Here is a 23,525-nt window from a genome sequence, read left to right as displayed (position 1 = left end):
TGATGCCGCATGTTAAAGCGATTTTAAACAAGAAGGAGAAGGGACCATGCCCAAACTGAGGGAAATATCTAAACGGGGTAATTCCTCCGAACAAATAGTAAATTTACTCTACAACACAGGCTACAGATTAACCGGCAGTCATAGGGAAACCCAAAAGCTATTAAAGGATGTTTTTAACGCATTAAACGGCAATATAAACTTAAACACAGCTTTGAAAAGCCTCTGTTTAATATACATAAATAAAGCCACATCCAGCCTGGGTAAAAACTCACCTAAAGATAAAAGAAGCTTACCAAAAAAGAACAATAGTACAAACAAAGTTCAGGAAGCCCTTTTAACGCTGCCGCCTGCAGAAAGGCTGGTATTGGTTTTGCGAGAAGTATTAGGGCTGGGTTATGTCGAGATTGCAGAGATGACTGGTATAGAAAAAACGGCGGTAACCCGGCTGTTGAATACGGGACGGTGGGCATTGCGAAAACAACTAGTACCGCCTCCGGGAAAAAGCAGACAGCCCGAAAAATACTCTGTTGCGAAGTAAGTTGCAATTGTGCAAGGAAAAGGCCAAATGAGCTTAATGGGGGGGGGCTATTTGAAAAATATGCTTAAAGATTGTGGGAAAATATCACATTTGATAATAATCATTCTGGTGGTTTTGTCTTTACTGATTATAGCTACAATAACTTCCTGTTCAAGTGCATCCTGGAAAGTAAAAAGCCAGCTAAATAACCCTACTCAGATAGAATCGTACGATCATTATCTATATTTTTTAGACAATTATTCAACAATAAAAATGTATGACCACGGGGAAATTTATGACCTTATGGCCTGGATACCTGAGGAGCAGGAAATTAAAAAAGGAACCATAGAAGACTTTTCTGTGGTAAGCCCTTTAAAATTGGTGGTTTTAAATTGCCAATATGAACAGGGTGTCGTACAAGAATCTACTCTCAACTTAATTGATGTTGAAAAAAAAGAGATAAAAAAGATCTTCTCTAAAAAAAAGCCGCCAGCACTACTGTCCAACTATAATTCATTAGATGTGGATCAAAAAGGTAATTTTTATCTCTCTTCAGCCAAACAGGTGTTAAGAATGACGCCTGAGGGTAAAGAAAATGTAATTTTTGATTTTGATAACTTGCCATCCAATCAACGTCAACAAGATGCATATTTTAGTAAACTTTTAGTAGGCAAAAATGATCATCTTTTTGTTGTATTACAAAATAATACTCACCCGCCACACTATAATGATTTTAGTCGGGTTGTTTTAGAACTAAATAGCAGTGGGGATATAATAAATACATATAAACCTCAGGATATTCTAAAAACTAGAGACCCATGGGTGCCAGTATTAGAGTATGAAGATGATTCGTTATTTTTCAGGCACGCTTGGGAGCTATACAGGTATAGGCTGAGTACTGGCATTTTGCAACAGATTTTTGACGGAGCTTTAGATGAGATGTATTATTGGGAAGTGGTAGATTTGATTAAGACAGGTGACGGGGAATACGTTTTGTTAATTACAGATTCAGATACAGGAAACTGTACAAGGGTGTGGAAACTGTTGAAAGATGGCACACCGATAGCCAATTTTATTAGTACTGAAGTCACCAGAGATTAAAATCAGAAACAAAAAAGAAAAGGGGGGAATGCTCCCCCCTTTCATTAACCGGTATAGATATAAGCCAGCACTGGTCGGTGATCAGAAATATCAATTGGCAATACTTTACTCTTTTCTTCTTCTATTTGCCAGACCTCGTTTAAACCAAAAATCAATCTTTCTCGGTTTGCCCGGAGCATCCGGCCAGCAATTATTTGTACACACACCTCCAGGTCCAGTATCAGCCATGGGAAATACATTCCAAAGCATTTTGTTGTAAGTGTCTGATGAACCTTCTTTATCATTCAGGTCGCCACCAATAATCAATTTCTTATCTGAATAACCGTTGTTGTATAACTCGTCCTTTATCTGTTGAGCCTGATTTTCGCTATCGCCTTCCAAACCTAAGTGGAATGTTCCTGCATACAGGTAGGTGCTGCCAAAATCCGCACGGGCGAGAAGAAAGCTGCGATCTTCTTTGTCCTTTACTTTAGGCATGTAAACTGTTAGGGCAGTTGTCAAGGGGTATTTGCTTACAATCGCGTCATGGGAGAATCGCCCGAAAAGTGTAAGAGATATAGAAAACGAGATACTCAAGAGTGACAAATTCGCATGGGAAACCAGGATGAAACATAACTTAAAAATCGCTTTAGAAAAATTCAATCACTATATTTCAATCGGTGGAAGGTACTATCAAATTTCCGGAGGTCCAGCATCTGACAAGCATCAAGATCCCAGTACAGCCTATATTATTTATGATTTCCCTTGCCAGATTGACGGACAGTGGGTATGGGGAGAGGGTAATAATCCGACTGCAAAGGATATGGCCAGAATCAAGATAAGACAAACCATATTTGGCTTAATTAGTCCTACCAGACCGGCTAATGGTTCGACTATAGAAGAAGGTTATATTCAAAAAGTATTAATAAAAGAGCTTGGATCAAGTAGAGAGGAAGTAGACTATTTAATCAAATTTTATCAGGATTATCAAAAAACGAATTTTAACTAGAAAAGAGCAGGTATGACCTGCTCTTTTCTAGTTAATTTGATACTATCTGGCGCAAGTTTTCATTGGAAATTTCTATTTCAGTTGACCCTTTCACTTATAAAGGCAAATTAGACGATAGGAATACAACCTAAAATCAAAAAAAATCCCTTTTCCTTTTGTATAGAATAAGGGATTTTTTTATGGTCTCTTGAAAAGTTTAATTAATTCCAAAACTACACTTTATTGGCTCTTACTGTGCCGTAAGGATTATAAAAAATTTTCAAATTCAATCCTACGATTTCTCCATTTCCAACGTCTATATTATAGAAGGGAGTGAATCAGGTGGATATACCGGAGGAAATTATCGAACGTGTGCGCCATAAAGAAGAGCAAGCGTACGAGGAGTTATTCCAGCTTAGTTGGGATCAAGCTGTTCGAACTTGCTGGCTCATTATAAGGCATCAACACGATGCCGAGGAAGTCGCCCAGGAAGCGTTTCTTAAACTCTATGTACATAGACAACAATTACAAGATGTACGCGCGTTTCGCAGCTGGTTCTACCGAATTTTAGTGAACACAGCCCTGGACAAAGTACGCAAGCGGAAGACCGTTATAAACATTGACGAAATTCGTCTTTCCAGCCAAAGCGACGATATCCAGCAGGCTGAACGCCGAATGCTCATAGACGAGGCCATGCGGCATCTCTCATATGGCGAGAGAACCGCCGTCGTCCTGGTACATTTCATTGGATGTACGGAGGCCGAGGCCGCCGAGGCCGCCGGATGGAAACTGGGAAAGCTCAAATATCGCCTTAATCGGGCACGACATATACTTGCCCAGGCTATTAATAAGGAAGTAAAAGGAGGCGTTCAGGATGTCTGACATATTTCACAAAGCATTAACAGAAGATGCTGCACGGATCAATGTATCCCATAAGACATGGAAACAAGTCAAACAAAGCCGTGGACGCAAACGTAAAAAAGCGAACTGGAAACGTCGACTGCTTGCTTACGGAGCCTATGCTGCAATATTATTAATCATGGCGATTGGTATCTCTGGTTTCGTTTCACCGGTGATGGCCAAGGTATTGCAAAAGGTACCCATCATTGGCGAGTTATACTCGTTTACTAACATCCCTAAACTAAACCAGTACGCGTCGGAAGCTAACCCATCGGTAACTGACAAAGGAATTACCGTGTCTGTGCCAAAAGCCTATTACGATGGCAATCAGGTGATATTAATTTATGCTATTCAGGTGCCGGAAGGGTACGAACCGATTGATGTTTCACAAATAAACCTTACTGTGGCAAAAATTCTATTGAACGGTAAACCGCTTCCTATTGATGGTGCCACGGGGAAAGATTATTTGGTATTGCCAAATACGTACCGTGGTGATATCGTTTGGTACCTATCATCTGATCAGGTGTCCCGAAGCGGCATGCTGACGATTCCTATTTACCAGGTAGGTACAATAAAAGGAAATTGGACATTATCTGTTTCGGTTTCCAGTGAAGCGATAGATAATGCCATTGAAACATTTCATCCAAAGGATGCAAGCAAAACCCATGATGGGATTACAATCACTGTTAACAAAGTAAATAAAGGGCCGGTATATACAACCATTTCAATGCAAGTACGCCAGCCACTACAGATGAACAACAGACTCCCGATTTACATGCCTTTAAACGGTATGGAATTTACCGTTTATACATCAAGCCATAAACCACCCATTTACGAAGGGTTCACAGCTATAAATCCCCCGAAAGAAGTCGGAAATGAAGTAGTTTGGGACGATCTAATACTTCGATGTTTAACACCGCCAGATGATGTAAAGTCCATTATTGTTGAACCTGTTTTGGCGGTTATGTACGAAGAGGGTGTCACAGAAGGAAGCTGTCCAAACATACCACAACTGGCCATTACTGTGCCAATTAATTGAATATCCCTAAAATAACGCTTCCGACAATATTTGGATTAACTGGTTACTGCAGGAACCGTCAGATATGTTGAATTTTGTTGTGCATGCTTAATGATCTCGCGTGTTCCTTAAGTTATGGAAACGGCCCGCCCACTGCAAGTGAACGGGCCGCTTCTTGTGTTATCACGCAATTTACCCAAGATACGTATACAACATGTAGATAGTACCGGACCAAGAGGTTGAAGGATCAGCGTTGACAACGTATATTCTATAGTTTCCATCAACCAGATCCGTAAAAGTGGTGGACGGGTTGCTCGAAGTAACAATATGAGTGGGAGTATAATAAAGAGTTATGGAGTTTGGCCGCTCCTCTCCCTATGCTCTTAAGATGGACTTACATCGTAAGCCATATGCTAATAATAATTATATGAAAAGCGTGACACTATGCTCTTGAGATTTCTAAAACATCTACCCTTAATTTCACTGGGTTCGTCGGGTGGTAGGAACCTCAATTTGGGGGTAAACTGTCAAATTCGATTCTAAAAGTATAATAGAAAAAGTTGGTGGAAATTATAATAAAGCAGAAACAAAAAGGAGTGTTAAAAATAGTAGATTTAATGGATAAAGTCCAAAAAGTAGCTGATATGGGTAAGTCAACCAAGGAAAAACAAAGAATTATTAATGTAGTTGAAGTTTTTTATATTTGGGATGTTTTAGTCAGCAAGTTGGATGCCTTGGAAACCTTGCAGATTTTTGAACATATGATCGAAGATAATGATTTAATAATCATAAAAAATAAGGTCAAAGAAGGCCTTGTCGTAGGAATTGAAGATATGGAAGCATTAATGCGCGATTATGATTTGCCTTTTCCCATGAGACCGCCGGCAGATGTAAGTTCGACGGTTCATATAGAGTCTATTAGCGACAGGGACATTTTTCAAATGTTCTATGAAGTTATTGCTGCATTTTTTCCTATTCTCGGCATCGGCTTTATGCAAAGTACCACCCCTGACGTCAGAAAAGGCTTAAAAAATCACTTAATCTTGACTATTGAATTACAGGAAATGTTGGTTGAATACGGTAAATTAAAAGGCTTTTTGAATCAACCGCCTGTCTATCGTCCATAAAATTTAAAAAATGAGGTTGATATCATGAAGATATTCAAGTACATTGGAAAAATCTCTGAATTAGACAAGTCTCTCATGGATAAACAAGAAAATATAAATGTAAGTGAGGTTTATCATCTCTGGAATCATTTGATGCAGAGATATAACGTCATTCATGTTACCAATCTTTTAAACAGCTTCGTTAAAGATAATGATTTAAAGTTAGTTCTTAATTCCGGCAGCAAGACTCTTACTAAGCATATCAAGTTATTAGAAAAAGAGCTTTTGAACTATGGCATTCCTTTACCTAATAGGCCACCAAAAAATGTTCAAAAGACGGTAAATGCTGAGTTGATATCTGATAAACAGATTTACAGACGGATACTAAGAGGCATTCAAGCCTTTTTACCGGTTCATAACATGGCCTTTATTCACAGTACTTCACCGAAAATTAGGGATTTATTTATGTCTTTTATGGTCGAAGAAATGAAAATATATGATAAGTATCTCGAATACGGTAAAATCAAGGATTACTTAATTAAACCACCCGTCTACAGGCCTTAGTGATAATAAAAATGTACCGGAGGAAATTATCAAAACGGTTGAAGCTACTCGCTCAAACCGTCACAACCAAAGGAAAAAGCTGATCGGAATACCGGAAAAGATAACGGAAATCAGTACCCCATCTACGAGTGAACATACCGCCAACGAACCAAGTAACCCGGAAAATGCCGGTATAACCCAACAAACTGCTACTGGTAAAGACTTTGCCCAAAACCTTAATATACGATTTTTCCCTGACGAAGATGCCCTGATACTAAAGAAAACCGAGACCGCCGGACAAATCACTCCATATAACGATTTGCTGCTGCGCCGCCAGGCTCTGCAACTGTCACTGAGCCCGGGCTTTGATACTTTACTGTCACTGTCTGCGGTGCGCAACGTTCAGCCATTGGAATACCAGCAGCAGACGGTGCGCCATGTGCTGCGGCACCTGCGCGGGCGTGCTTTGCTATGCGACGAAGTGGGTTTGGGTAAAACCGTGGAAGCCGGACTGATTATGATGGAATACCTGCTCCGGGGCCTAATACGCTGGGTGCTGATACTTACACCTCCCACCCTGGTGGAGCAATGGCGTGAAGAAATGTATACCAAGTTTAACCTGGATTTTATAACCTATGACAGCGCCGCATTTAAATCAGAGCCCAATCCCTGGAGTACATTTCCTCACATCATCGCCTCTTTAGATACCGCTAAACGGGAAAATCACCGCCGGCAGGTATTGGAAGCGGAATATGATCTGGTTATCGTTGATGAGGCACACCACTTGAAAAATAGTCGCACCAAGGCTTACCAACTGGTCAGTCATCTCAAGAAAAAATATATTTTACTGCTTACAGCCACACCGGTGGAAAATGACCTGGGCGAACTGTTCAATTTAATTACCTTACTGCTGCCGGGACAGCTGGAAACAGCGGCCTCATTTAAACGCAAATATATCACCCGGGGCAACCCGCTGAAAGTAAAAAATTCCGTGGATTTAAAGCGGTTGGTACGTGAAGTGATGGTGCGCAACCGGCGCAGCGAAACCGGGGCCATCGCCTGCCAGCGCCGGGCTGAAGTGATTGAGGTAACCCTGTCTCTGGCGGAAAAAGCATTTTATCAACGTTTGACCACCTTTGTGCGGGGGTACTATACCCCGGGTGCCGATAAGCCCGCCGCGGGGGTAAACCGGTTTGTATTAAAAATGCTGCAGCGGGAGGCGGGCAGCAGCCTGGAGGCTCTTGTTACCACCCTGGACCGCATGTCTGCCAATCCTGAGCAACCGGCACCGCTGCGACGGGTTTTTAGTACACTGGCAGCCCAGGCCAGGGAGATTAAGGAGCGTTCCAAAGCCGACACATTGGTACGTCTGCTGGAGCAAATTAATGATCAAGTGGTGGTATTCACCAGTTTTCGGGAAACACAACGATCATTGTCCACTCTGCTGCGTGACCGGGGCTTTAAGATTGCTGAACTGCACGGAGATATGCGGCGTTTAGAAAAGGAAGAGCATGTACAGCTGTTCATGAGCGATGCCAGGGTGCTGGTAGCCACCGAAACAGGCAGCGAAGGGCGCAACCTGCAGTTTTGCCGCAACTTGATCAACTATGACCTGCCCTGGAACCCCATGCGCATTGAACAACGTATCGGACGGATTCACCGTCTGGGTCAGACCCGCAACGTGTATATATACAATCTTTCCGCGGCCGGGACCATCGAATCATATATTCTCGAGCTGCTGGACGCCAAGATTAATATGTTCCAACTAGTGGTGGGCGAGCTGGATATGATACTGGGCAACCTTAAAGAAAAGCGGGATTTCGAGGATATTGTCATGGATATCTGGTCCCGTTACGCTAACGAACAAGAGCTGAAACAACAAATGGACAACCTGGGTGAAGAACTGATCTCGGCCAGGGAACATTACCGGGTGGTCAAAGAGCTGGATGACCGCCTGCTGGGGGAGCTTTTGCCCGATGAATAACCAAAATAGGCTTGTTTTACAGGACTTTATGGAATCTCTTTTGAAACGATCCGGGGCGCTGGTGGAACAAACCGGCTATGGTTTGCTGGAGACAGTGCTGCCCGAAGAATTGTCGGCACATTTCAAGGATGACCACCTGCTGCTGGCCTTCGATTACGAAGTGGCGGGAGAAAACCCCGGCAGTACATTTGTCACTTATGGCAGCAGCCTGCTGGATAACGCTACTGATTTGGCCCTGGGTTACGGACACTATACCAGTTTGTTCCGGCCCCAAATCGGCGTCACCCCGCCCCGCAACCTGGAGCAGCGGGTAATGGCCGGCCTGGAATTTCTACGCTGCCGTCCGCCCCGTGTGATCCACCAGTGGATGGTGGATCATGTATTTTTTGAGTTTAACTTTCGCTGTATATTCCGATCCTTTGAAAAAACCGAAGCTCTGTTACCGGTGGTCATAGACGGTTACAGCGGCCTGCCCAAGCTGTCCTTCTCCGATTTATGGAAATATATAGTACCCGTTACCAAACCTGATTACCGTTTGCCCAAGGCGGATATGCTGCTGCTGCCCCAACTGCACCGGCGGGCCTGCCGGCAAGTTGAAATGCAGGTGCGGCAGCTGGCGGAACCGGTATGCCAGTCGGCAGCCGTTTTAAGGGAAAAGGAACTGGCTAAAATAAGCAGTTATTATGAGCAATCCGCCATTGAAATTGAGCGTAAAATAAGCGCCATAGACGATACGTTTAAAAAGAGCCGGCTGGAAAAACAATTGGCCGCCACTTTACGTGACCGCCAGCTGCGGGAGGAAGATGTTGCCACTCGCTATGCCGTGGAAGCGGAGGTGTGCCTGGACCACCTGGTAGCCTACCACCTGCCCTGCGTTCACATTAAGCTGGAGGTGCAGCACAAAAACAAGTCATATAATCAAATTGTTGTCTATAATCCTTACAGCAACGATATTGAAGACCCTGCCTGCCCCGTATGCGGCGAACCGGCCCGGCGACTAATACCAGGCGATGCCGGGCGGCTGATTTGTATCGCCCATGGAAGTGAATAGCCCGGCATCTAATGGGCTTTTGGAATTGGATACAGCGAAACCTATGACAGGATTATAAATGGTGATCAATGGTTACTTTTTTCAACATGTTAAAGCCACTTCTGTAGGCCCGCACTTTTTACAGCCTCTATTATTTTGCTTTTCCATTCCTAAAATTACTCCTTTATTACTAAGATGAATTTGCTAATATTATGTTGCATTTTCTTTAGGGATAGTGACAAATCAAAAAAATTATTTTGTTGGAACCTTTCCCCTGACCAAAACAGTCTTTTTAATAGAGGACCGGTCCGGGAGGTTGACAATTTGCATGAACGTAAATTTTTAGAACTGTTACACCAGGAAGAGGGAAAACTTTTTTACATTGCCTGGGGAATCCTAGGCCAGGAAAGCGATGCTTGGGATGTATTACAGCAAACGGTGGAGAAGGCATGGCGCAATCGTAACAAGCTTAAGGGAGGTAATTCTGCCTTCCCGGCCTGGATTCGCCGCATTCTGATCAATCAATGCTTAGATACACTGCGAATTAACAAAAAAACTATACCGGTTGAACCTTCGGATTTGGTTGAAATGCTATCTGGTGAAGTTATACCGGAAGGATCCGCCATCTGGGAAGTGGTCGCGTTGCTTGATCAGGAACACCGACAGGTGTTATTCATGCGCTACCTGGGCGATCTGGCATTGAAGGATATAGCTATGGAACTTCAAATACCCATCGGTACTGTAAAATCTCGGCTTAATAGAGCTTTAAAACGTTTGAAGGAAAAGTTGGAAGAAGATGAAGGGCCAAGGAGGGAACTCCATGAACTTCGATAATCTATCCCCGGAGCAGGAAAAAAACATCCGGGAAAAACTAAACAGCTGGGCAGCAGAGAATAAATTACCTGCGGTAAAATCACAGCGGTTGGAACAACTGGTGAGTGATCTTGCTCAAAAGGAAAAAAGAAATCAACGCTTCAAAATTCTGGGCAGTTTAGCTGCAGCCGCAGTAATCTTTATAACATTTATTACTATTTCACCCGGCATGCGCAGCTGGGCGGTGGAAAATTTATCGGTAGTAGGACGATATATCACCAACTGGTCCGGCATTGAAAAGGGGTGGCAATGGGCTGAAGAGCACGAAATGTTTCAAGAGATCCTGGCGGCCAAAACAGATCAAGGATACACCTTCCGGGTGCACCGTATACTGGCCGACCCGACTCAGACAACGATAATCTATACCGTGGAAGGTAACAATCCCACTAGTATTACGCGGGGATTTAGAGGACATGATATTCTTTTTAACGGTCGAACCTGGGCATCCGGCATGGGTGCCAGAGGAGATATCATGGACGGCGTATTCGTGGGCAGCATAGAGCTCAGTGATGGTTTACCGGAGGAAAGCGGTACTTTAAAACTTCAAGTACGTCAAATCGGTAATGTAAAAGGAAACTGGGATGTATCCTTTCCCGTCACCAGAGCCGCTTTAACCGAACTAACCCGTAGTGTGCCCGTCGATCAAAGCACAACAATACCCAATGGCACGCTTTTCATTGAAGAACTTATTCTGGTTCCTACACAGACGGTGGTTAAATTACGCTACAAAGGCGAAGAACACGCCCCGGATCTTACAATCCGAGAAGTTAGGTTAAGAACGCCCGGTAGCCTGGTGGAGCCCCGGGGCGCAGACGCTCACGGTACCAGGGTGGGTGATGTCTGGGAACAAACCTATGACCTTGAATTCCAGCGCCTGGACCCCGTACCACAGCAAGTAATACTTGAATTGGCGGGCCGGGTTTACCAAAAAGGCGAAACGCGACTACCTTTGAGCGGTGAACAATCAGCCGTTGCGCCTGACGGGCGCGAAGTGCGGATTATGAATTTACAGCAACACGGGCGCATAGAAGAGGCAACAATTAGTTATCTCATCGACGAAAAAAACCCCTGGCCCTTTTCAATCTCGGATTGGCAGGTTTTAGATGCGCAAGGAAAAATTCATCGCACAAGACCTAAAATGGAAAGTTCAGTAAGTATGGCGATTGGGAAACAGCCTGAAACCACCGGTGATGCAACCGAAAAAGAATATGTCTTAAAATTAAGCTGGGAGCTTCCGCGCGGCAGTAAAGCGGTAGCACTGGTCAATGCGGGTTACTGGGAGTACCGGGACAATTTGGGTTCTTTTACTATACAGATTTCCGTGGAATAGTTTAAACGAAAAGCTCTACCTGCGCCGTAAAAACCGATGCTTATGAACAACAAATCTATGAAAAGGAGGTATTTATTTTGTTGTTACAAAGGCTAATTATTGTAATTATGGGATCTTTGTGGTTACTATGGGTATTATTCACTAGGTATCGTTCTGATTGGACCGCATTAGAATGGGGAGCTATTGGTTTAGTAAGTATTTCTGTTTTATCCTCGGGATATGAGTTAATAAAAGAAAAAGGGATTAAAAAGAGGGAAGAATAACAAAATTTATTGAGAGTGGTATGAGAGAATAAGATTTTAAATGTGCCACTGTAAAGGCTTCTTAGGACTGGGATTTTTTATATATGCTATTCAGGGAGGTGGGCAAATGGGCTTCTATTGGGTAGGATTCATCTTCTGGCTATTGATTGGAGTTGCTCTGTTTTTATCTGTTTACGGACTATGGAAAAAATCTTGGCCGTTACTACTTATAAGTGGGATGGCTTTTTTACTACCAATGCTTTATTTTAGCGGTTTTGAGAATTGGTTTAGGTTATTCGCACTTGTACCTCTGATTCCCTTTGTACTGGCATATTACATAAAAAAAAGAGTCGGAGCTTAAAGATAAAAGACCTTATTTCTTGGGGTCTTTTATTATGCATTAACAGGAACATTTTGGGTAATTATTAAGTCTTTAATATAAATGGGTCGGTATTGTGTCCGTGGACTAATTGCCCGGCCCAATTTCCCTCAACGGAGTTACCGGTAAACGAGTTATACTTAATCAATGGTGCTCGTGAAGATTATTCGATCAATGCCCAAAACCAGGCCAAGACGTCTGATGAACGGAAGAAGGAGAAAAAATTGGGAACTTGGCAATATATAATTACGTCCATTAAATAACTGTTTTGTGCACCCATGGAGGAAAAATAATTTTTGAGGTAACCGAACTCTCGTATAAACCTGGCTGGTCGACGGAAAGCAAATGCCAAGATTATATGGAAAGATGTTGTTTAATATTTGCCGGTGTTCAAGGGTCGTTTTTCCCGGGCTAACCGGGTGGAAAGAAAGGTTTTTGGAAGGTGGATATGGTTGCCCGAATTAAAGGTTAAACAAGAAGCCCGGAAAAGGCCAAATAAAAAACGGCGGCTTGTCATTCAAGCAACCGCTATAGTTTTGTTATTTTCCCTGCTCGTATCGTTCGGCGTGTGCTGGTCCATCTCCCACCCGCGTCGTTATCCCGTAGACAAAACTCCCGCCGCGTTGGGCCTGGATTACCAGGATGTTACCTTTCCCAGCCGGGAAGATCATTTACAAATCAAGGGATGGCTGCTCCCCGCCGCAAACAGCGACCGGACTGTCATCATTGCCCATGGTTACCGCAACAACCGGCTGCAGGATGACGTGCCCGCCCTGTCCCTCGCCGAAGAACTGGTCAATGCCGGGTACCATGTATTAATGTTTGATTTCCGTAATTGCGGCGAATCGGACGGCAACATGACTTCCATCGGCCAGTATGAAGTACGGGATCTCCTGGGGGCAATTGACTTTGTGCGCAGTCACCCGGATATTGCGCACAGAATAGCGGTGCTTGGTTTTTCCATGGGGGCCGCTACGGCCATCCTGGCCGGCAGCCGGGAACCGGCGGTGGACGCGGTCATTGCCGACAGCCCTTTTGCCGACCTCAAACGGCACCTGGGGTCCAGGTCTTATCCTTTTCACACCTTGCTTCTGCCTGAGCTTTCGCTGCTTACAGGGATCAACCCCGAGCAAGTCAGCCCGGTAAGAGCGGTACAGAACTTATCACCCCGGGCACTTTTATTAATCCACGGGGATGCCGACAGGGATATTCCCGTGGCCAACAGCCGGGAAATTTTCCGAGCGGCCCGGGCGGCAGGAATCGAAGCCAACCTGTGGGTCGTGCCGGGAGCAGATCATCTAAAGTCCTATTTCAAAGCCCAAAAGGATTATTCCTCAAAGGTAATTGAGTTCCTGGATAATTCCCTTGAATAGTCTGTCTGTGGTCCAGGGAAGTATACTTAAATTAGCAATTCCCTAGTTACGTTCAGGCCATATCGATTGATCGTCTCAAAAACAGTTCCCTAGACCAGTGTATGGTACAGTATCCGGATCTCCAGGGTTATGAGTACCATGTCAAGGCTGAAAATGCCTGGTACGACTATTTGGAGAGGGACTAAACCAATTGGCTTATTAGATACAAGGGGGAATTTCGTCTATGCCGATGGAGCAAGAAGTGATGCCGCTTCTGATTACCGGTGTTGCTATGGTAATGATTTTTTCCTTGGTCATTATGTTTAGACAATGGAGAACCACTAAAAATAATGCTCACGCCTGGATAGTTGCACATTTAGTGATGTTATCCATTAGTATTTACCAGTGGTTAAAGTTAATAGGTACCCGTCAATTACCTCAAAACTCCATGCTTTCCGAAAATAACTCATTATTAATTGGAAGTGCAGCTGTCTACTGGGCAATCAGTATGGGTTTATTAGTGATAGGGATTTATAAACTTGGTAACAGGCAAAAATATTAAACTGATTTTGTTTATGAGGTTTTAGCCTATGACGATACAGCAAGGCAAATATTCGTCACCACAAATGCGTTCCAGGATACGTATGTCCATTGGCAGGTTTTACTTTACCTGGCGACGTTATCTCATATGGCTAATTAACCGGACAAAATATACCCGAACCAAGCAAAAGCAACCTCTACAATTCACTATTTATAATCATAAAACGCCGCTGCTGCGAGAATTGCGCAACGTGGACATGTGGCTTCAGCATAATAAAATAAAAAATCTGAGGATAGCTACAAAACGCCTTAATGGAATAATAATAAATCCGGGCGAAACATTATCATTTTGGAGAGTAGTTGGTAAGCCTTCTAAAATTAAAGGTTATGCAGAAGGTATGGTCTTGTATAATGGTACCTTTAGGCCAGAAGTGGGCGGTGGTCTGTGCCAGTTATCCAATTTAATATATTGGATGACTTTACATACCCCCCTTACAGTAACCGAGCGATGGAGACATAGTTACGATGTCTTCCCGGACTCAAAACGCACCCAGCCATTTGGTAGTGGGGCTACTGTAGCATATAACTATATTGACCTGCAAATAACCAATAATACTGATGAAATATATCAGCTTAATGTTTGGGTTGGTGACAAATATCTGCATGGTCAATGGTGCTGCAGCCAACCTGCAAAATTATATTACCACGTGTATGAAACCAACCATATCTTTACTCATGAACAGTGGGGAGGCCACATGCGTCATAATGTTCTAAGGCGTAAAGTTTTTGATACAAACGATAAGATAATCAGAGATGAATATATAACTGAAAACCATGCGGTTATGATGTATGCGCCTTTTTTGCCTGAAGGTAAAATAAAAAATTAGCTATGGGGCATGGTGCCAATAGATAGTCTTTTATCATGGGGGTGGTATCCAAATGAAGAGAATGCTTTATGCTCTGACATTTTCTTTATTACTTAACATTTTCTTAGGATTTACTTTATTTGAACAGTGGAAACAAAATGCAACCATAACTGATCAAGCCTTTAATAATTTTTACCATCACCTAAATGCTACTGGAATTTATCTTGACAAATATCTAGATGAAAAAGAACCTTCTTTATTAGCACGGGCACAAAACTCTGCTGATGCTGCGATGATAGAAGCAAATATTATAAGTAACCATTTTGATAAGAATAATAGTTTATCTACTTATATGAACGATTTTATGGGAAAAATCATGACTATAGATGCTAACGATTTTAACGATGAACAAATTAGTAATTATTTGCTGGATATTAATAGTTTGAAAGAAACTATCCTGTCTTCAGATAAAAAAATAATCCAAAAAGATAAAGGCACATTAAATGAATTCTTGGAGAAAGCTAGTAATATAGTACAAATAAATGATTAGATTGTTAGTTTTCATTTATTTGCTACATAGTGTATTTATCACGCCTGGTAGGTTTTAAGTTCAAAGCTGTAGAGATGTTAATAAGGCCAGGTATTGCCACTGTGATTATGTCGTTCTGTGTCCTGGTTATGTACCGCGTAGCACTTCAACAATGGGGAAGCAATACCTGGACTATATTGTTGGCGATATGCGCCGGAATGGTGATATATCCCTTGGTGCTGGTGGCGTTGGGAGGTATCAGGTCTGGTGACGTTCGTCGCCTGCCGGTAATCGGAACGTGGGCGGCTGACCTATTGGAAAGGTTAGGCCGCTGAGGTGTGGGATTTTTTCAATTTACGTTTTCTAAAAGAAAGGGAAAGCTTTGGTATGCAAAAGAAAAAAATAATTATTCTTTATGCACTTTCAATCTTACTTGCTCCAATATCGTACTGCTTATATAATTTTTTATTAAGTACCAATTATAATTATAGATACGAAGGGTACATTATTCATCCTGTTGGTGCTGTGATTTTTACTATTTCGCTTTCAATAATTCTTTTTGTTGTCAGCACATTGCTGTTGCTCCGAAGCCGATAAAATAATAACAAATAAACATTAAAAAAACTCCATTTTCTTAACACCCACCAAGGTACGTACAAGAACAATGGACCATAACGTGAGCAATAACAGGTAGCAGAGAAAACCATAGCCGTAAACAAATGATGAATGCAAAAAGGTAGCCACCAGATACGTAGCTCCGGTATATGCACCCAGAGGAAAGGTAAAAGCCCACCATGCCAAAGAAAACGGCAAATCATTATTTCTCAAATAGTAAGTAGTTAAACAAATAGCACAAATAATCCACCAGAAACCAAAACCCCACAAAAAAAGAGCAAGTATTTGCAAAACCGGTTCTACAAGTTGACCTAAAAAGGGCGTACTGGAGGCCGCCAGGTTTAAAAGGGCTATGGTGCCGACACCAATAGGACCCAGGTTAATCCAGACGGTAGGGACCAATTTACCGGGCAAAGGGGGACAGCAAAAGAAACGGTACAGGCATATCGCCTCCAACGCTATGAAAAGGAAGAAACCGCTACCCCAGGCTACATAGTTAAAAATAAGCATGATTAGCTGCCAGCTTTCCGGCCAGTAAGCAATCAATTTAGCTCCGGGAACAGGGATAACAATCAGTGCTACCGGCGGCATAAACCAGGCCGGGTTGATGTTTTCCAATTGCACTTCCCGGTTGGTAAAGTTCAAAAGCGGGATAACCACCGCACCCAACACGGATAATACCGCGCCCATAATCCAGATAATTTTAGCCATACCAATGGCCGGATGCGGGCCCAAACTATCCGTACCCACAATAAGCAGGTCAGCCGCTATTACCAGGCAGGCAATGGGCATGGTGGCATAAAACTGCCCGGTAAGCGGTTCCCTGAAATCCGCCAGTGCTTTTTTACTATGCCAAATAAATTTTAACACCCAGGGTACCACCAACAACCCAAATAAAAACATATTCAGTATCCAAACCGCGGTAGCCAGGCCCTTTAGCCAGGGAAAACCGGTACTGTAAAAATAACTGACAATAGCTAAAATACCTGTGCCCATAACGCTGGCAAACCATGATGGTGTAAAATTGGGTATTAATCCGTCAAAGTTTTTCATACCTATTTCCCCCCAGTTTTTAATAAAATAAAAAACTTTACAGCTTTATTGTAATACCAACCGCTGCAAAGTTCCTGTGTTTACTCAAGTTAAATCTGGACTTTTTTTGGTTGCTTGCGATATAAACTGGGAGGAAAGCCAGTGACCTTTTTGAACACCCGGCTAAAGTAATTACTGTCATCATAACCAATTAACTGGGAAATTTCACTTACCGTCAACGAAGAATTCAATAGTAATTGCTTTGCTTTTTCAATCCTTAGCTGAGTTAAATAATGTTTAAACGTATACCCTTTAACTTGTCTGAAGAGGTAAGAAAAGTAAGTTGGATTGATGTGGATAAAATCAGCTACATTTGTTAAAGTTATCGGGTGTTTATAATTGTTAATTATAAACTTTTCCGCATCATGAACTAATTTCTGCATTTTTGGTGATGATATCTCGCCATTACTAACTGGAGTATTTATCAGCTCATCGTTAATAATTTTTTCATCGCTCAGGTATTTATTTAGAAAAAAGAAAGAATTTTTTTTAGTTTCAAATTGTTCAGTCTCGGTTAGTGCAACGCCTATTTCAATGAAACAATTGCTGATGCTGTAAAGATATTCGGCCAACATGGAAATCTGTCTTCGGTTAAAAAGCGGCATTTCTTCATACAGGATCTGCAGTGTTTGAACATCTAAACCCAGATTAGATGTTCTTTGTAAAACATATGGCTTTGGTTTTTCGGTAATTTCACCAAAAGCTAAGGCACCCAAATATAATCCGGCCACGGTAACCGGCACCGAAGTTAAAGTTAACCCGGCGTGACATTCAAAAAAACTTGGTTGGTTATTACCTTGGCACGCAAAAACTACTTGCCTGGCTGAGCCACGGCACCTTTTGTTACCGCTATAGCTGCTTCGGATGTACCTGCAAAATGAGCACTGTGACCTACTATGAGTGGTGGCAATATATTTCCCACTATGATCAATGAACTTCAACCAAATTTTTTCCCGCTTTGATATATTATCCAACACAGGTTGTATAATTTTTTGAGTAAAAGAAACTAACCTTTCGTTCATGAAAACAACCCTTTTTGTCATGTGGTACAAAAGCCAAACTAATATAAATGACGATATTTTTGCCAGAGCTTATTCTTTTCATTATATCATTGTAGTGTATTAATAAGGTGGCCTGAAAACTTGTTCGTGCGTGCCAACGTTTCTAAGTTGAATAAGATCGGGCGCTAAAAACCGGAATGTTATTCTTAATGAACGCGTGGCGCTGGCTTCCCAAATGTCCTTTGTCCCTTTTACGCGCTTTACCCGTAAAGAAGGGTGTTTAGTGTTTTCAGTTAACATCCTGATCGCCTTTTCTACCGCCAATGCATGTTGATTGCTTAAACGATTAAATGATCGCTCAAACTTTTCCGTAGTAACAAAGCGCATTATTTGGAGGCCTGCTCTCTTTTGGCACGCAAAGAACGCATTAAATCATCCACATTGTCATAATGGTAAACCCTACCGGCTGTAATATCCTCATCGGCTTCTTTTTCAGCAGCCTGCCACTGAGGCGTCCAGTACCAGGATTGGTTATCATCCAATACACCGGTTTCCTCCAAACGCCGGGCCAGTTCAAATTTTTCCGCGGCTGATAGGTTCTTAATTGCCTCAATTAAGCGCTCAATACTTGTGGCCACGCCAATCACCTCAAGTTAATCTTATCTAAAACCCACCGGGAAATCAATAAATACTGAGCATATAGATAAATATTTTAAGCCTTAAAAAAAACTGACTTTACCAATGGTTAAAGGCATTGGCGATGTCGCGCTAATGAAGATTTAGGAGGTAAATAATGGATAAAGAGCAATTGCAGATATTGAGATTGCCCCTGATTGGGGTAAAAATGAATACCTTTACGAAAGACAGGAACTTTAAAGCTATTATAATGATTGGGAGTTACTTTATTCCAAAGAGTTTATATTTGATTGTAAATCAAGCAATATCCCCCACCAGCATGCTGTAAGAACAGTTTCATCATTGGTGCCATAATTAGTGTAACAAATAACCCTGGTACGGTCTCAAGCTCCTATAAAAGGTCTTTATTAGCGATCACCTCCATATCTTCTCCTTCCAGATTGTTAAGGTACAAAGCGTTACCTTTTATTAAACATATTTAACCCTTTCATAACCCTTTTTTCTTTTAAAGGATTTATACTTTAGATAACTTACGGTACCGGAAAGTCAGTCAAAAAAATGGAGTTAAGAAGGGGATACGCATATGAACTGGAAACTATTGACTACAGGATTGCTATTGTCAGGGAGCTTGTTAATCAGCGGCTGTTCCATGCTGCCGTCACCGGGGAGTACGATTATGGCACCCCGGCAGGCCAGTGCGCAAACCCAGGATAACGATCCACTAAAAACCGTGGTGCAAGAGTTTCTGCCCGCCGGAGCCAAGCTGGAAGAACCAAAAAATCCCGGCGGGGCCGGGGCCATCCAGCAACAGGATATGAATGGCGACGGTAAGGCCGAACTGCTGGCCACCTACCGTGTGGGGCAAAACCCCGGCCAATTGGGAGCGGTTCTGTTACAGGAAAAGCAAAACAAGTGGCAAAAAGTCTGGGAGCTAAACTATACGTTAGCATATGCCCTGGACCATGCCAGCTTTGCCGATATCACCGGGGACGGCCAGCCGGAACTTCTGCTGGGCTGGACGGTGGACGCCGAGAGCCTGGGCGGGGTGGGTAAACATAACGGCGTGGACATCTTCGCCTGGCAGGGCCACGATACAAGTAGCAAGGGCTGGCAGGGTGACGGTATAAGAGAGGGCGCGGACATAGACAAGTTTGAGCATTGGGAGGGAATCCTGGCCCGTCTTTCCGGCATTGGTTATGAGAAAATGGAAGTCCTCGCTCCAACTGACCAGGAGGATACCGGCAAACAGGCAGCCCTGGCCCTGTGGTACCATCTTGATTCCCGCGGAGAAAAAGTCTATAATTCTGATTCCGGGGAAGAACACTATTATCCCGGTTGTACAATATACCGCTGGGAAAAGTTTGGTTCGGATACTGGGTGGGCACGTGCCGAAGACCTTTATCCCGACTATTATAAGAAAGTCGTCGCTTTTTACCGGGAGAACGTCAAAGAAATGCCCGAAGATCCATATTACTGGTCTTACCTGGCCCGCGCACAGGTAAGGGCCAATCTACCCGAAGACGCCTTGAAATCCATCACTAAAGGTATAAAATCAGGCGATCCCGAGGACTCAAAACACTGGCTTACAGTGAAGGGAGAAGCCCTGAACAAGTTGGGTAAATATGAGGAGGCCAGATCAACCTTAACCAATGCGATCCAAGAACTGGAGCAGGAAAACAGCAACTTAAGCATGGAATACTTTAATTTGGGGCAAAGCTATGCGGGCTTAAAGGAAACTGATAAGGCTAAAGCCGCTTACGAAAAATCATTGGAAATCATCAAAGAGGCCGAAAAACGGTACAACTACTCCGGCTACACTTCACAACAGCCTATGGTGCAACGCGCTTTAGAGAATTTGTAACTATTCAGTTTAAAATCGAAGGTCAAGAGTTTAAGACCATGGAACAAAATTCAAGGAATTTTAATCGGGCTTCAAGAATCTTCTACTTTGGACATTTGACTCAAAGCTTAAAAGAAATGCTGAATAGCTTCATTTATACAACTAGTTGATAAAAGTAGATTATATGTGGAAAACCTTGTGTTCAAAGCAGTTTTCTTTGTACACAGGTTTTCTGCGTTTTCATGAGCGAGGTGCAACAATGAAGGGGCGGGAAAGAATTCTCGTGGTGGAGGATGAAGATTCCATCCGCAAGTTTATTCTTATTAACCTGGAGAGAAATTCGTTCCAGGTTATGGAGGCCGTCAGCGGAGAAGCAGCCTTAGTCAAGGCAAAGACATTCCGCCCTCATCTGGTGGTGCTGGATATCATGCTGCCGGGTATGGACGGCTTTGAAGTTTGCCGCCGGCTGCGAGCCGAGTTTCCCGGCATAGCGGTGATTATGCTTACAGCCCGGGGACAGGATATGGATAAAGTGATGGGGCTGGAGCTGGGAGCGGACGATTACGTGGTGAAACCATTCAACCCTCTGGAATTGGCGGCCAGAATCCGGGCTGTTCTTAGGCGAATGCAAACAATTCAGCCGGATATCAGTCAAATTATACGCCAAAGCCCCTTCCGACTTGATGACAGCGCCCAGCTAATCTACAAAAACGAGCAGCAATTGGACCTGACCCCCCGGGAGTATTACCTAATGAAGATTTTCCTGGAAAATAAAAATCTGGCCTTAAGCCGGGACCGGCTGTTAAATCTGGCCTGGGGTGAAGATTTCTTCGGCGACCCCAAAACCGTTGACGTGCACATCAGGAGGTTGCGGGAAAAAATTGAGGACAACCCTTCCAAGCCGGTTTATATTATAACCGTTTGGGGGCTTGGTTACCGCTGGCGGGAGGAGAAACAAGTTGCAGAGCATTAAAAAAAGGTTGGTCGGCAGCTACCTGCTGGTGATTTTGCTTACGGTAATCATAATGGACACCTTGTTGTTGCTGGGAATTAGGCAATATTATTACGATAATGTGAAGGATATGCTTGAAAAACAAGCAGAGGTGGCAGGCAGTTTTTACGAGTGCTATTTATCCTATCAAGATCTGGAAGGTGAAGCAGGCGCTCTCTTGAAAAGTTACTCCTCAACCACTGCGGCACAGGTGCAGATTATAAACGCCGGGGGGATGGTGCTGGCCGATTCCCAGGGAGCACAGGCCGCGGGGAAGCTGCCTTTTGACGATATGCAAAGGGCCCTGGCGGGAGAATCGGGACACTGGCAGGGCAACCTGCCTATTACCGGCGAACCGGCCATGTCGGTGGCCTATCCCCTGAAATCCAACGGTGAAGTGGTGGGAGCAGTTCGCTTTATAACATCCCTCGCCGGTATACACGGGGTTATCAGGAACGCAGCTTTAATACTGATTGCTGTAGGGCTGTTGGTGGTGCTCCTGGTCACAACGGTAAGCGTGTTATTGTCCGCAACCATCACCGGACCGGTGGAGAGAATTACCCGGGTGGCTGAGGAAATGGCCGCAGGCCGGTTCAGTGCCCGGGCTATTAAAAAATATGATGACGAAGTGGGTAAGCTGGCTGATACGTTAAATTACATGGCGGAAGAAATTGTACGTTACGATCAATTGAAGAACCAATTTATTGCGTCCATCTCACACGAGCTGCGCACTCCGTTAACATCCATTAAAGGATGGGCGGTAACCCTTAGAACCGGGGGAGTAAAAAATATGGATGACATAAATGACGGACTAAACATTATTGAAAGAGAGAGTGACAGGTTAACCCTGCTGGTAGATGAACTGTTGGATTTCTCCAGACTGTCTGCAGGGAAAATTACACTGCAACTGGATACGGTTCACCTGCAGGAACTGTTGGACTCCATCGTAAAACAATTGAATCCAAGAGCCCGGCGGCAGAGAATTTGTCTGGTGTGTGAAACTACTAAGGATTTGCCGGTGATTAAAGCTGATCCTAACAGGTTAAAGCAAGTCGTCATCAATCTGCTGGATAATGCTTTAAAATTTACCCCTCCCGGGGGAACTGTCAAGATTAGCGCTCAGGCAGAGGAGGAGCAAGTCCAAATAAAGATAGCCGATACCGGAAACGGTATCCCTCACGCAGAGCTACCCAAAGTGAAACAAAAGTTTTACAAGGGAACATCGTCAGCGGGCAGCGGAATTGGTCTGTCCATTTGTGATGAAATTGTTAGACTGCACCGGGGGCAATTGTTTATTGATAGTGTACCAGAACAGGGGACGGAAGTTCGGGTTATTCTCCCCATATAACGTTTACCTGGGTAATATAGATGGCTTCCTGCCGTATCTGGTACATTATTCTATATGAGCCGTAAATAATCTCACGGGTGTTTTCCTCACCGATTTCCGGCACCATCCGTTCACTTCGGGGAAATTGGGACAGCCTCTCTGTTGCCATAATTATATCGGCGGTAAATTTGTCGGAATAGTAAACTGAATCCCTGGCAATATAGTCCTTAATTGACTGTAAATCCTGAAAGGCCGGTTTTGTCCAAAGTACCTTTGTCATTGCTGCCTGAGAAGTAAGCCTTTCACTTGATCCACCGTGAGAACATCTCCTTTTTCAATGGCAGCCGTGGCATTTTTATGTTTCTGTAGGATATACAATTCATACATAATATCTTCCAGCGTGGCAGTTTCCGGTAATCTGTTGATAAGATTGATAACCTCTTATTTTATCATAAATTTCACCACCTCAAAAATATTGTACCACAAATTCATTCTCATAAACTTAAAACCATGGAGAAGCCGGAACCCCCCGGGAAATTTTTTTCTGCAAGGGGAAAGCAGAAGTGGCTAAGAGAATAGGTCATCTTCGACTTAAACAATAGATGGGGGATCATAGAATGAAAGTACATGTGCCGTTGTCTATTGGGCAGGATATCCGGATAAGCAGAACATCATAAGAGGAACTGTGGCTGATATGGGACAAAAAAATTCAGAAGATGGGGAAAAAGAAATGGGGCTTCTGTTTA

General features: G+C 43.3%; 28 protein-coding genes. 22 read left to right on the top strand and 6 right to left on the bottom strand.

Features of this window, described 5'->3' with window-relative positions; all coding sequences use genetic code 11:
• The first annotated feature begins 46 nt into the window (after nucleotides 1–46).
• Together DESGI_RS23195 and DESGI_RS14920 are read left to right on the top strand one after the other, a co-directional pair.
• On the top strand, nucleotides 47–538 hold the full coding sequence (locus tag DESGI_RS23195; RefSeq protein WP_006524782.1) for an RNA polymerase sigma factor: 492 nt from the start codon (nucleotides 47–49) through the stop codon (nucleotides 536–538).
• A 51-nt stretch (nucleotides 539–589) separates the two neighbouring features.
• The gene (locus DESGI_RS14920) at nucleotides 590–1,618 is read left to right on the top strand and encodes a hypothetical protein (RefSeq protein ID WP_041284923.1); all 1,029 of its coding nucleotides are present in this window, start codon (nucleotides 590–592) and stop codon (nucleotides 1,616–1,618) included.
• A gap of 105 nt (nucleotides 1,619–1,723) precedes the next feature.
• Here the strand turns inward: DESGI_RS14920 and DESGI_RS14915 are convergent, their stop codons facing one another.
• Nucleotides 1,724–2,095: an endonuclease/exonuclease/phosphatase family protein gene (locus tag DESGI_RS14915; protein ID WP_041284922.1), complete on the bottom strand. Its 372-nt coding sequence runs from the start codon at nucleotides 2,093–2,095 to the stop codon at nucleotides 1,724–1,726.
• A gap of 127 nt (nucleotides 2,096–2,222) precedes the next feature.
• On the opposite strand from DESGI_RS14915, the gene DESGI_RS14910 reads away from it, so the two are divergent.
• The 16 genes from DESGI_RS14910 to DESGI_RS23945 all read left to right on the top strand — a co-directional run bounded on the left by DESGI_RS14910 (nucleotide 2,223) and on the right by DESGI_RS23945 (nucleotide 15,612).
• Entirely contained in the window at nucleotides 2,223–2,606 is a 384-nt protein-coding gene (locus tag DESGI_RS14910; RefSeq protein WP_015617983.1) for a hypothetical protein, read from the top strand.
• Between the two features lie 321 nt (nucleotides 2,607–2,927).
• Nucleotides 2,928–3,467, top strand: a complete 540-nt coding sequence (locus DESGI_RS14905; protein ID WP_015617982.1) for an RNA polymerase sigma factor — start codon at nucleotides 2,928–2,930, stop codon at nucleotides 3,465–3,467.
• Nucleotides 3,460–4,524, top strand: coding sequence for a DUF4179 domain-containing protein (locus DESGI_RS14900; protein WP_006520627.1), 1,065 nt, complete (start codon nucleotides 3,460–3,462; stop codon nucleotides 4,522–4,524). The genes DESGI_RS14905 and DESGI_RS14900 overlap by 8 nt, the downstream gene beginning before the upstream one ends.
• 575 nt (nucleotides 4,525–5,099) lie before the next feature.
• Complete coding sequence (locus DESGI_RS14895) at nucleotides 5,100–5,630, top strand: DUF3231 family protein (protein ID WP_245561103.1); 531 nt, start codon at nucleotides 5,100–5,102, stop codon at nucleotides 5,628–5,630.
• A 24-nt stretch (nucleotides 5,631–5,654) separates the two neighbouring features.
• Nucleotides 5,655–6,173 carry a DUF3231 family protein gene (locus DESGI_RS14890; protein WP_006520629.1) on the top strand — a complete coding sequence of 173 codons (519 nt, stop codon included), beginning with the start codon at nucleotides 5,655–5,657 and terminating at the stop codon, nucleotides 6,171–6,173.
• Between the two features lie 298 nt (nucleotides 6,174–6,471).
• Nucleotides 6,472–8,136: a DEAD/DEAH box helicase gene (locus DESGI_RS14885; protein ID WP_006520630.1), complete on the top strand. Its 1,665-nt coding sequence runs from the start codon at nucleotides 6,472–6,474 to the stop codon at nucleotides 8,134–8,136.
• Nucleotides 8,129–9,187 carry a hypothetical protein gene (locus DESGI_RS14880; RefSeq protein WP_006520631.1) on the top strand — a complete coding sequence of 353 codons (1,059 nt, stop codon included), beginning with the start codon at nucleotides 8,129–8,131 and terminating at the stop codon, nucleotides 9,185–9,187. Before DESGI_RS14885 ends, DESGI_RS14880 begins: the two co-directional genes overlap by 8 nt.
• Nucleotides 9,188–9,490: 303 nt before the next feature.
• On the top strand, nucleotides 9,491–10,000 hold the full coding sequence (locus DESGI_RS14875; protein ID WP_006520632.1) for an RNA polymerase sigma factor: 510 nt from the start codon (nucleotides 9,491–9,493) through the stop codon (nucleotides 9,998–10,000).
• The gene (locus DESGI_RS14870; RefSeq protein ID WP_006520633.1) at nucleotides 9,987–11,369 is read left to right on the top strand and encodes a DUF4179 domain-containing protein; all 1,383 of its coding nucleotides are present in this window, start codon (nucleotides 9,987–9,989) and stop codon (nucleotides 11,367–11,369) included. The genes DESGI_RS14875 and DESGI_RS14870 overlap by 14 nt, the downstream gene beginning before the upstream one ends.
• 77 nt (nucleotides 11,370–11,446) lie before the next feature.
• Nucleotides 11,447–11,632, top strand: coding sequence for a hypothetical protein (locus DESGI_RS14865; protein ID WP_006520634.1), 186 nt, complete (start codon nucleotides 11,447–11,449; stop codon nucleotides 11,630–11,632).
• A gap of 106 nt (nucleotides 11,633–11,738) precedes the next feature.
• Entirely contained in the window at nucleotides 11,739–11,972 is a 234-nt protein-coding gene (locus DESGI_RS14860; RefSeq protein ID WP_006520635.1) for a hypothetical protein, read from the top strand.
• Nucleotides 11,973–12,442: 470 nt separating this feature from the next.
• Entirely contained in the window at nucleotides 12,443–13,363 is a 921-nt protein-coding gene (locus DESGI_RS14855) for an alpha/beta fold hydrolase (RefSeq protein ID WP_006520636.1), read from the top strand.
• 223 nt (nucleotides 13,364–13,586) lie between these two features.
• The gene (locus DESGI_RS14850; protein WP_006520637.1) at nucleotides 13,587–13,904 is read left to right on the top strand and encodes a hypothetical protein; all 318 of its coding nucleotides are present in this window, start codon (nucleotides 13,587–13,589) and stop codon (nucleotides 13,902–13,904) included.
• A gap of 28 nt (nucleotides 13,905–13,932) precedes the next feature.
• Nucleotides 13,933–14,769 (top strand): VanW family protein, encoded by an 837-nt coding sequence (locus DESGI_RS14845; RefSeq protein WP_006520638.1) that lies wholly within the window; start codon nucleotides 13,933–13,935, stop codon nucleotides 14,767–14,769.
• Between the two features lie 52 nt (nucleotides 14,770–14,821).
• The gene (locus DESGI_RS14840; RefSeq protein ID WP_006520639.1) at nucleotides 14,822–15,298 is read left to right on the top strand and encodes a hypothetical protein; all 477 of its coding nucleotides are present in this window, start codon (nucleotides 14,822–14,824) and stop codon (nucleotides 15,296–15,298) included.
• 74 nt (nucleotides 15,299–15,372) lie between these two features.
• Nucleotides 15,373–15,612: a hypothetical protein gene (locus DESGI_RS23945; RefSeq protein ID WP_245561102.1), complete on the top strand. Its 240-nt coding sequence runs from the start codon at nucleotides 15,373–15,375 to the stop codon at nucleotides 15,610–15,612.
• A 280-nt stretch (nucleotides 15,613–15,892) separates the two neighbouring features.
• On the opposite strand, the gene DESGI_RS14835 is transcribed toward DESGI_RS23945, so the two are convergent.
• From DESGI_RS14835 to DESGI_RS14820, 4 genes are all read right to left on the bottom strand, one after another.
• Nucleotides 15,893–16,945: a TDT family transporter gene (locus DESGI_RS14835; RefSeq protein WP_006520640.1), complete on the bottom strand. Its 1,053-nt coding sequence runs from the start codon at nucleotides 16,943–16,945 to the stop codon at nucleotides 15,893–15,895.
• 89 nt (nucleotides 16,946–17,034) lie between these two features.
• Entirely contained in the window at nucleotides 17,035–18,006 is a 972-nt protein-coding gene (locus DESGI_RS14830; RefSeq protein ID WP_006520641.1) for a PocR ligand-binding domain-containing protein, read from the bottom strand.
• Between the two features lie 99 nt (nucleotides 18,007–18,105).
• On the bottom strand, nucleotides 18,106–18,372 hold the full coding sequence (locus tag DESGI_RS14825; protein ID WP_006520642.1) for a type II toxin-antitoxin system RelE/ParE family toxin: 267 nt from the start codon (nucleotides 18,370–18,372) through the stop codon (nucleotides 18,106–18,108).
• Entirely contained in the window at nucleotides 18,372–18,623 is a 252-nt protein-coding gene (locus DESGI_RS14820) for a hypothetical protein (protein WP_006520643.1), read from the bottom strand. Before DESGI_RS14820 ends, DESGI_RS14825 begins: the two co-directional genes overlap by 1 nt.
• Nucleotides 18,624–18,778: 155 nt before the next feature.
• Here DESGI_RS14820 and DESGI_RS24685 point away from each other — a divergent pair, with 155 nt between their 5' ends.
• From DESGI_RS24685 to DESGI_RS14805, 4 genes are all read left to right on the top strand, one after another.
• Nucleotides 18,779–18,949 carry a hypothetical protein gene (locus DESGI_RS24685; RefSeq protein ID WP_006520644.1) on the top strand — a complete coding sequence of 57 codons (171 nt, stop codon included), beginning with the start codon at nucleotides 18,779–18,781 and terminating at the stop codon, nucleotides 18,947–18,949.
• A 255-nt stretch (nucleotides 18,950–19,204) separates the two neighbouring features.
• Nucleotides 19,205–20,482 (top strand): FG-GAP-like repeat-containing protein, encoded by a 1,278-nt coding sequence (locus tag DESGI_RS14815; RefSeq protein ID WP_006520645.1) that lies wholly within the window; start codon nucleotides 19,205–19,207, stop codon nucleotides 20,480–20,482.
• Between the two features lie 238 nt (nucleotides 20,483–20,720).
• Nucleotides 20,721–21,434 carry a response regulator transcription factor gene (locus tag DESGI_RS14810; protein WP_006520646.1) on the top strand — a complete coding sequence of 238 codons (714 nt, stop codon included), beginning with the start codon at nucleotides 20,721–20,723 and terminating at the stop codon, nucleotides 21,432–21,434.
• Nucleotides 21,421–22,800 (top strand): sensor histidine kinase, encoded by a 1,380-nt coding sequence (locus DESGI_RS14805; protein WP_006520647.1) that lies wholly within the window; start codon nucleotides 21,421–21,423, stop codon nucleotides 22,798–22,800. The genes DESGI_RS14810 and DESGI_RS14805 overlap by 14 nt, the downstream gene beginning before the upstream one ends.
• On the opposite strand, the gene DESGI_RS14800 is transcribed toward DESGI_RS14805, so the two are convergent.
• Nucleotides 22,784–23,059 (bottom strand): type II toxin-antitoxin system RelE/ParE family toxin, encoded by a 276-nt coding sequence (locus tag DESGI_RS14800; RefSeq protein WP_006520648.1) that lies wholly within the window; start codon nucleotides 23,057–23,059, stop codon nucleotides 22,784–22,786. The genes DESGI_RS14805 and DESGI_RS14800 overlap by 17 nt on opposite strands.
• Between the last annotated feature and the right edge of the window lie 466 nt (nucleotides 23,060–23,525).

The organism is Desulfoscipio gibsoniae DSM 7213, assembly GCF_000233715.2.
Classification (GTDB): domain Bacteria; phylum Bacillota; class Desulfotomaculia; order Desulfotomaculales; family Desulfallaceae; genus Sporotomaculum; species Sporotomaculum gibsoniae.
The sequence above is the reverse complement of the archived record's forward strand: the minus strand, read 5'-3'. Positions and strand labels throughout refer to the sequence as shown.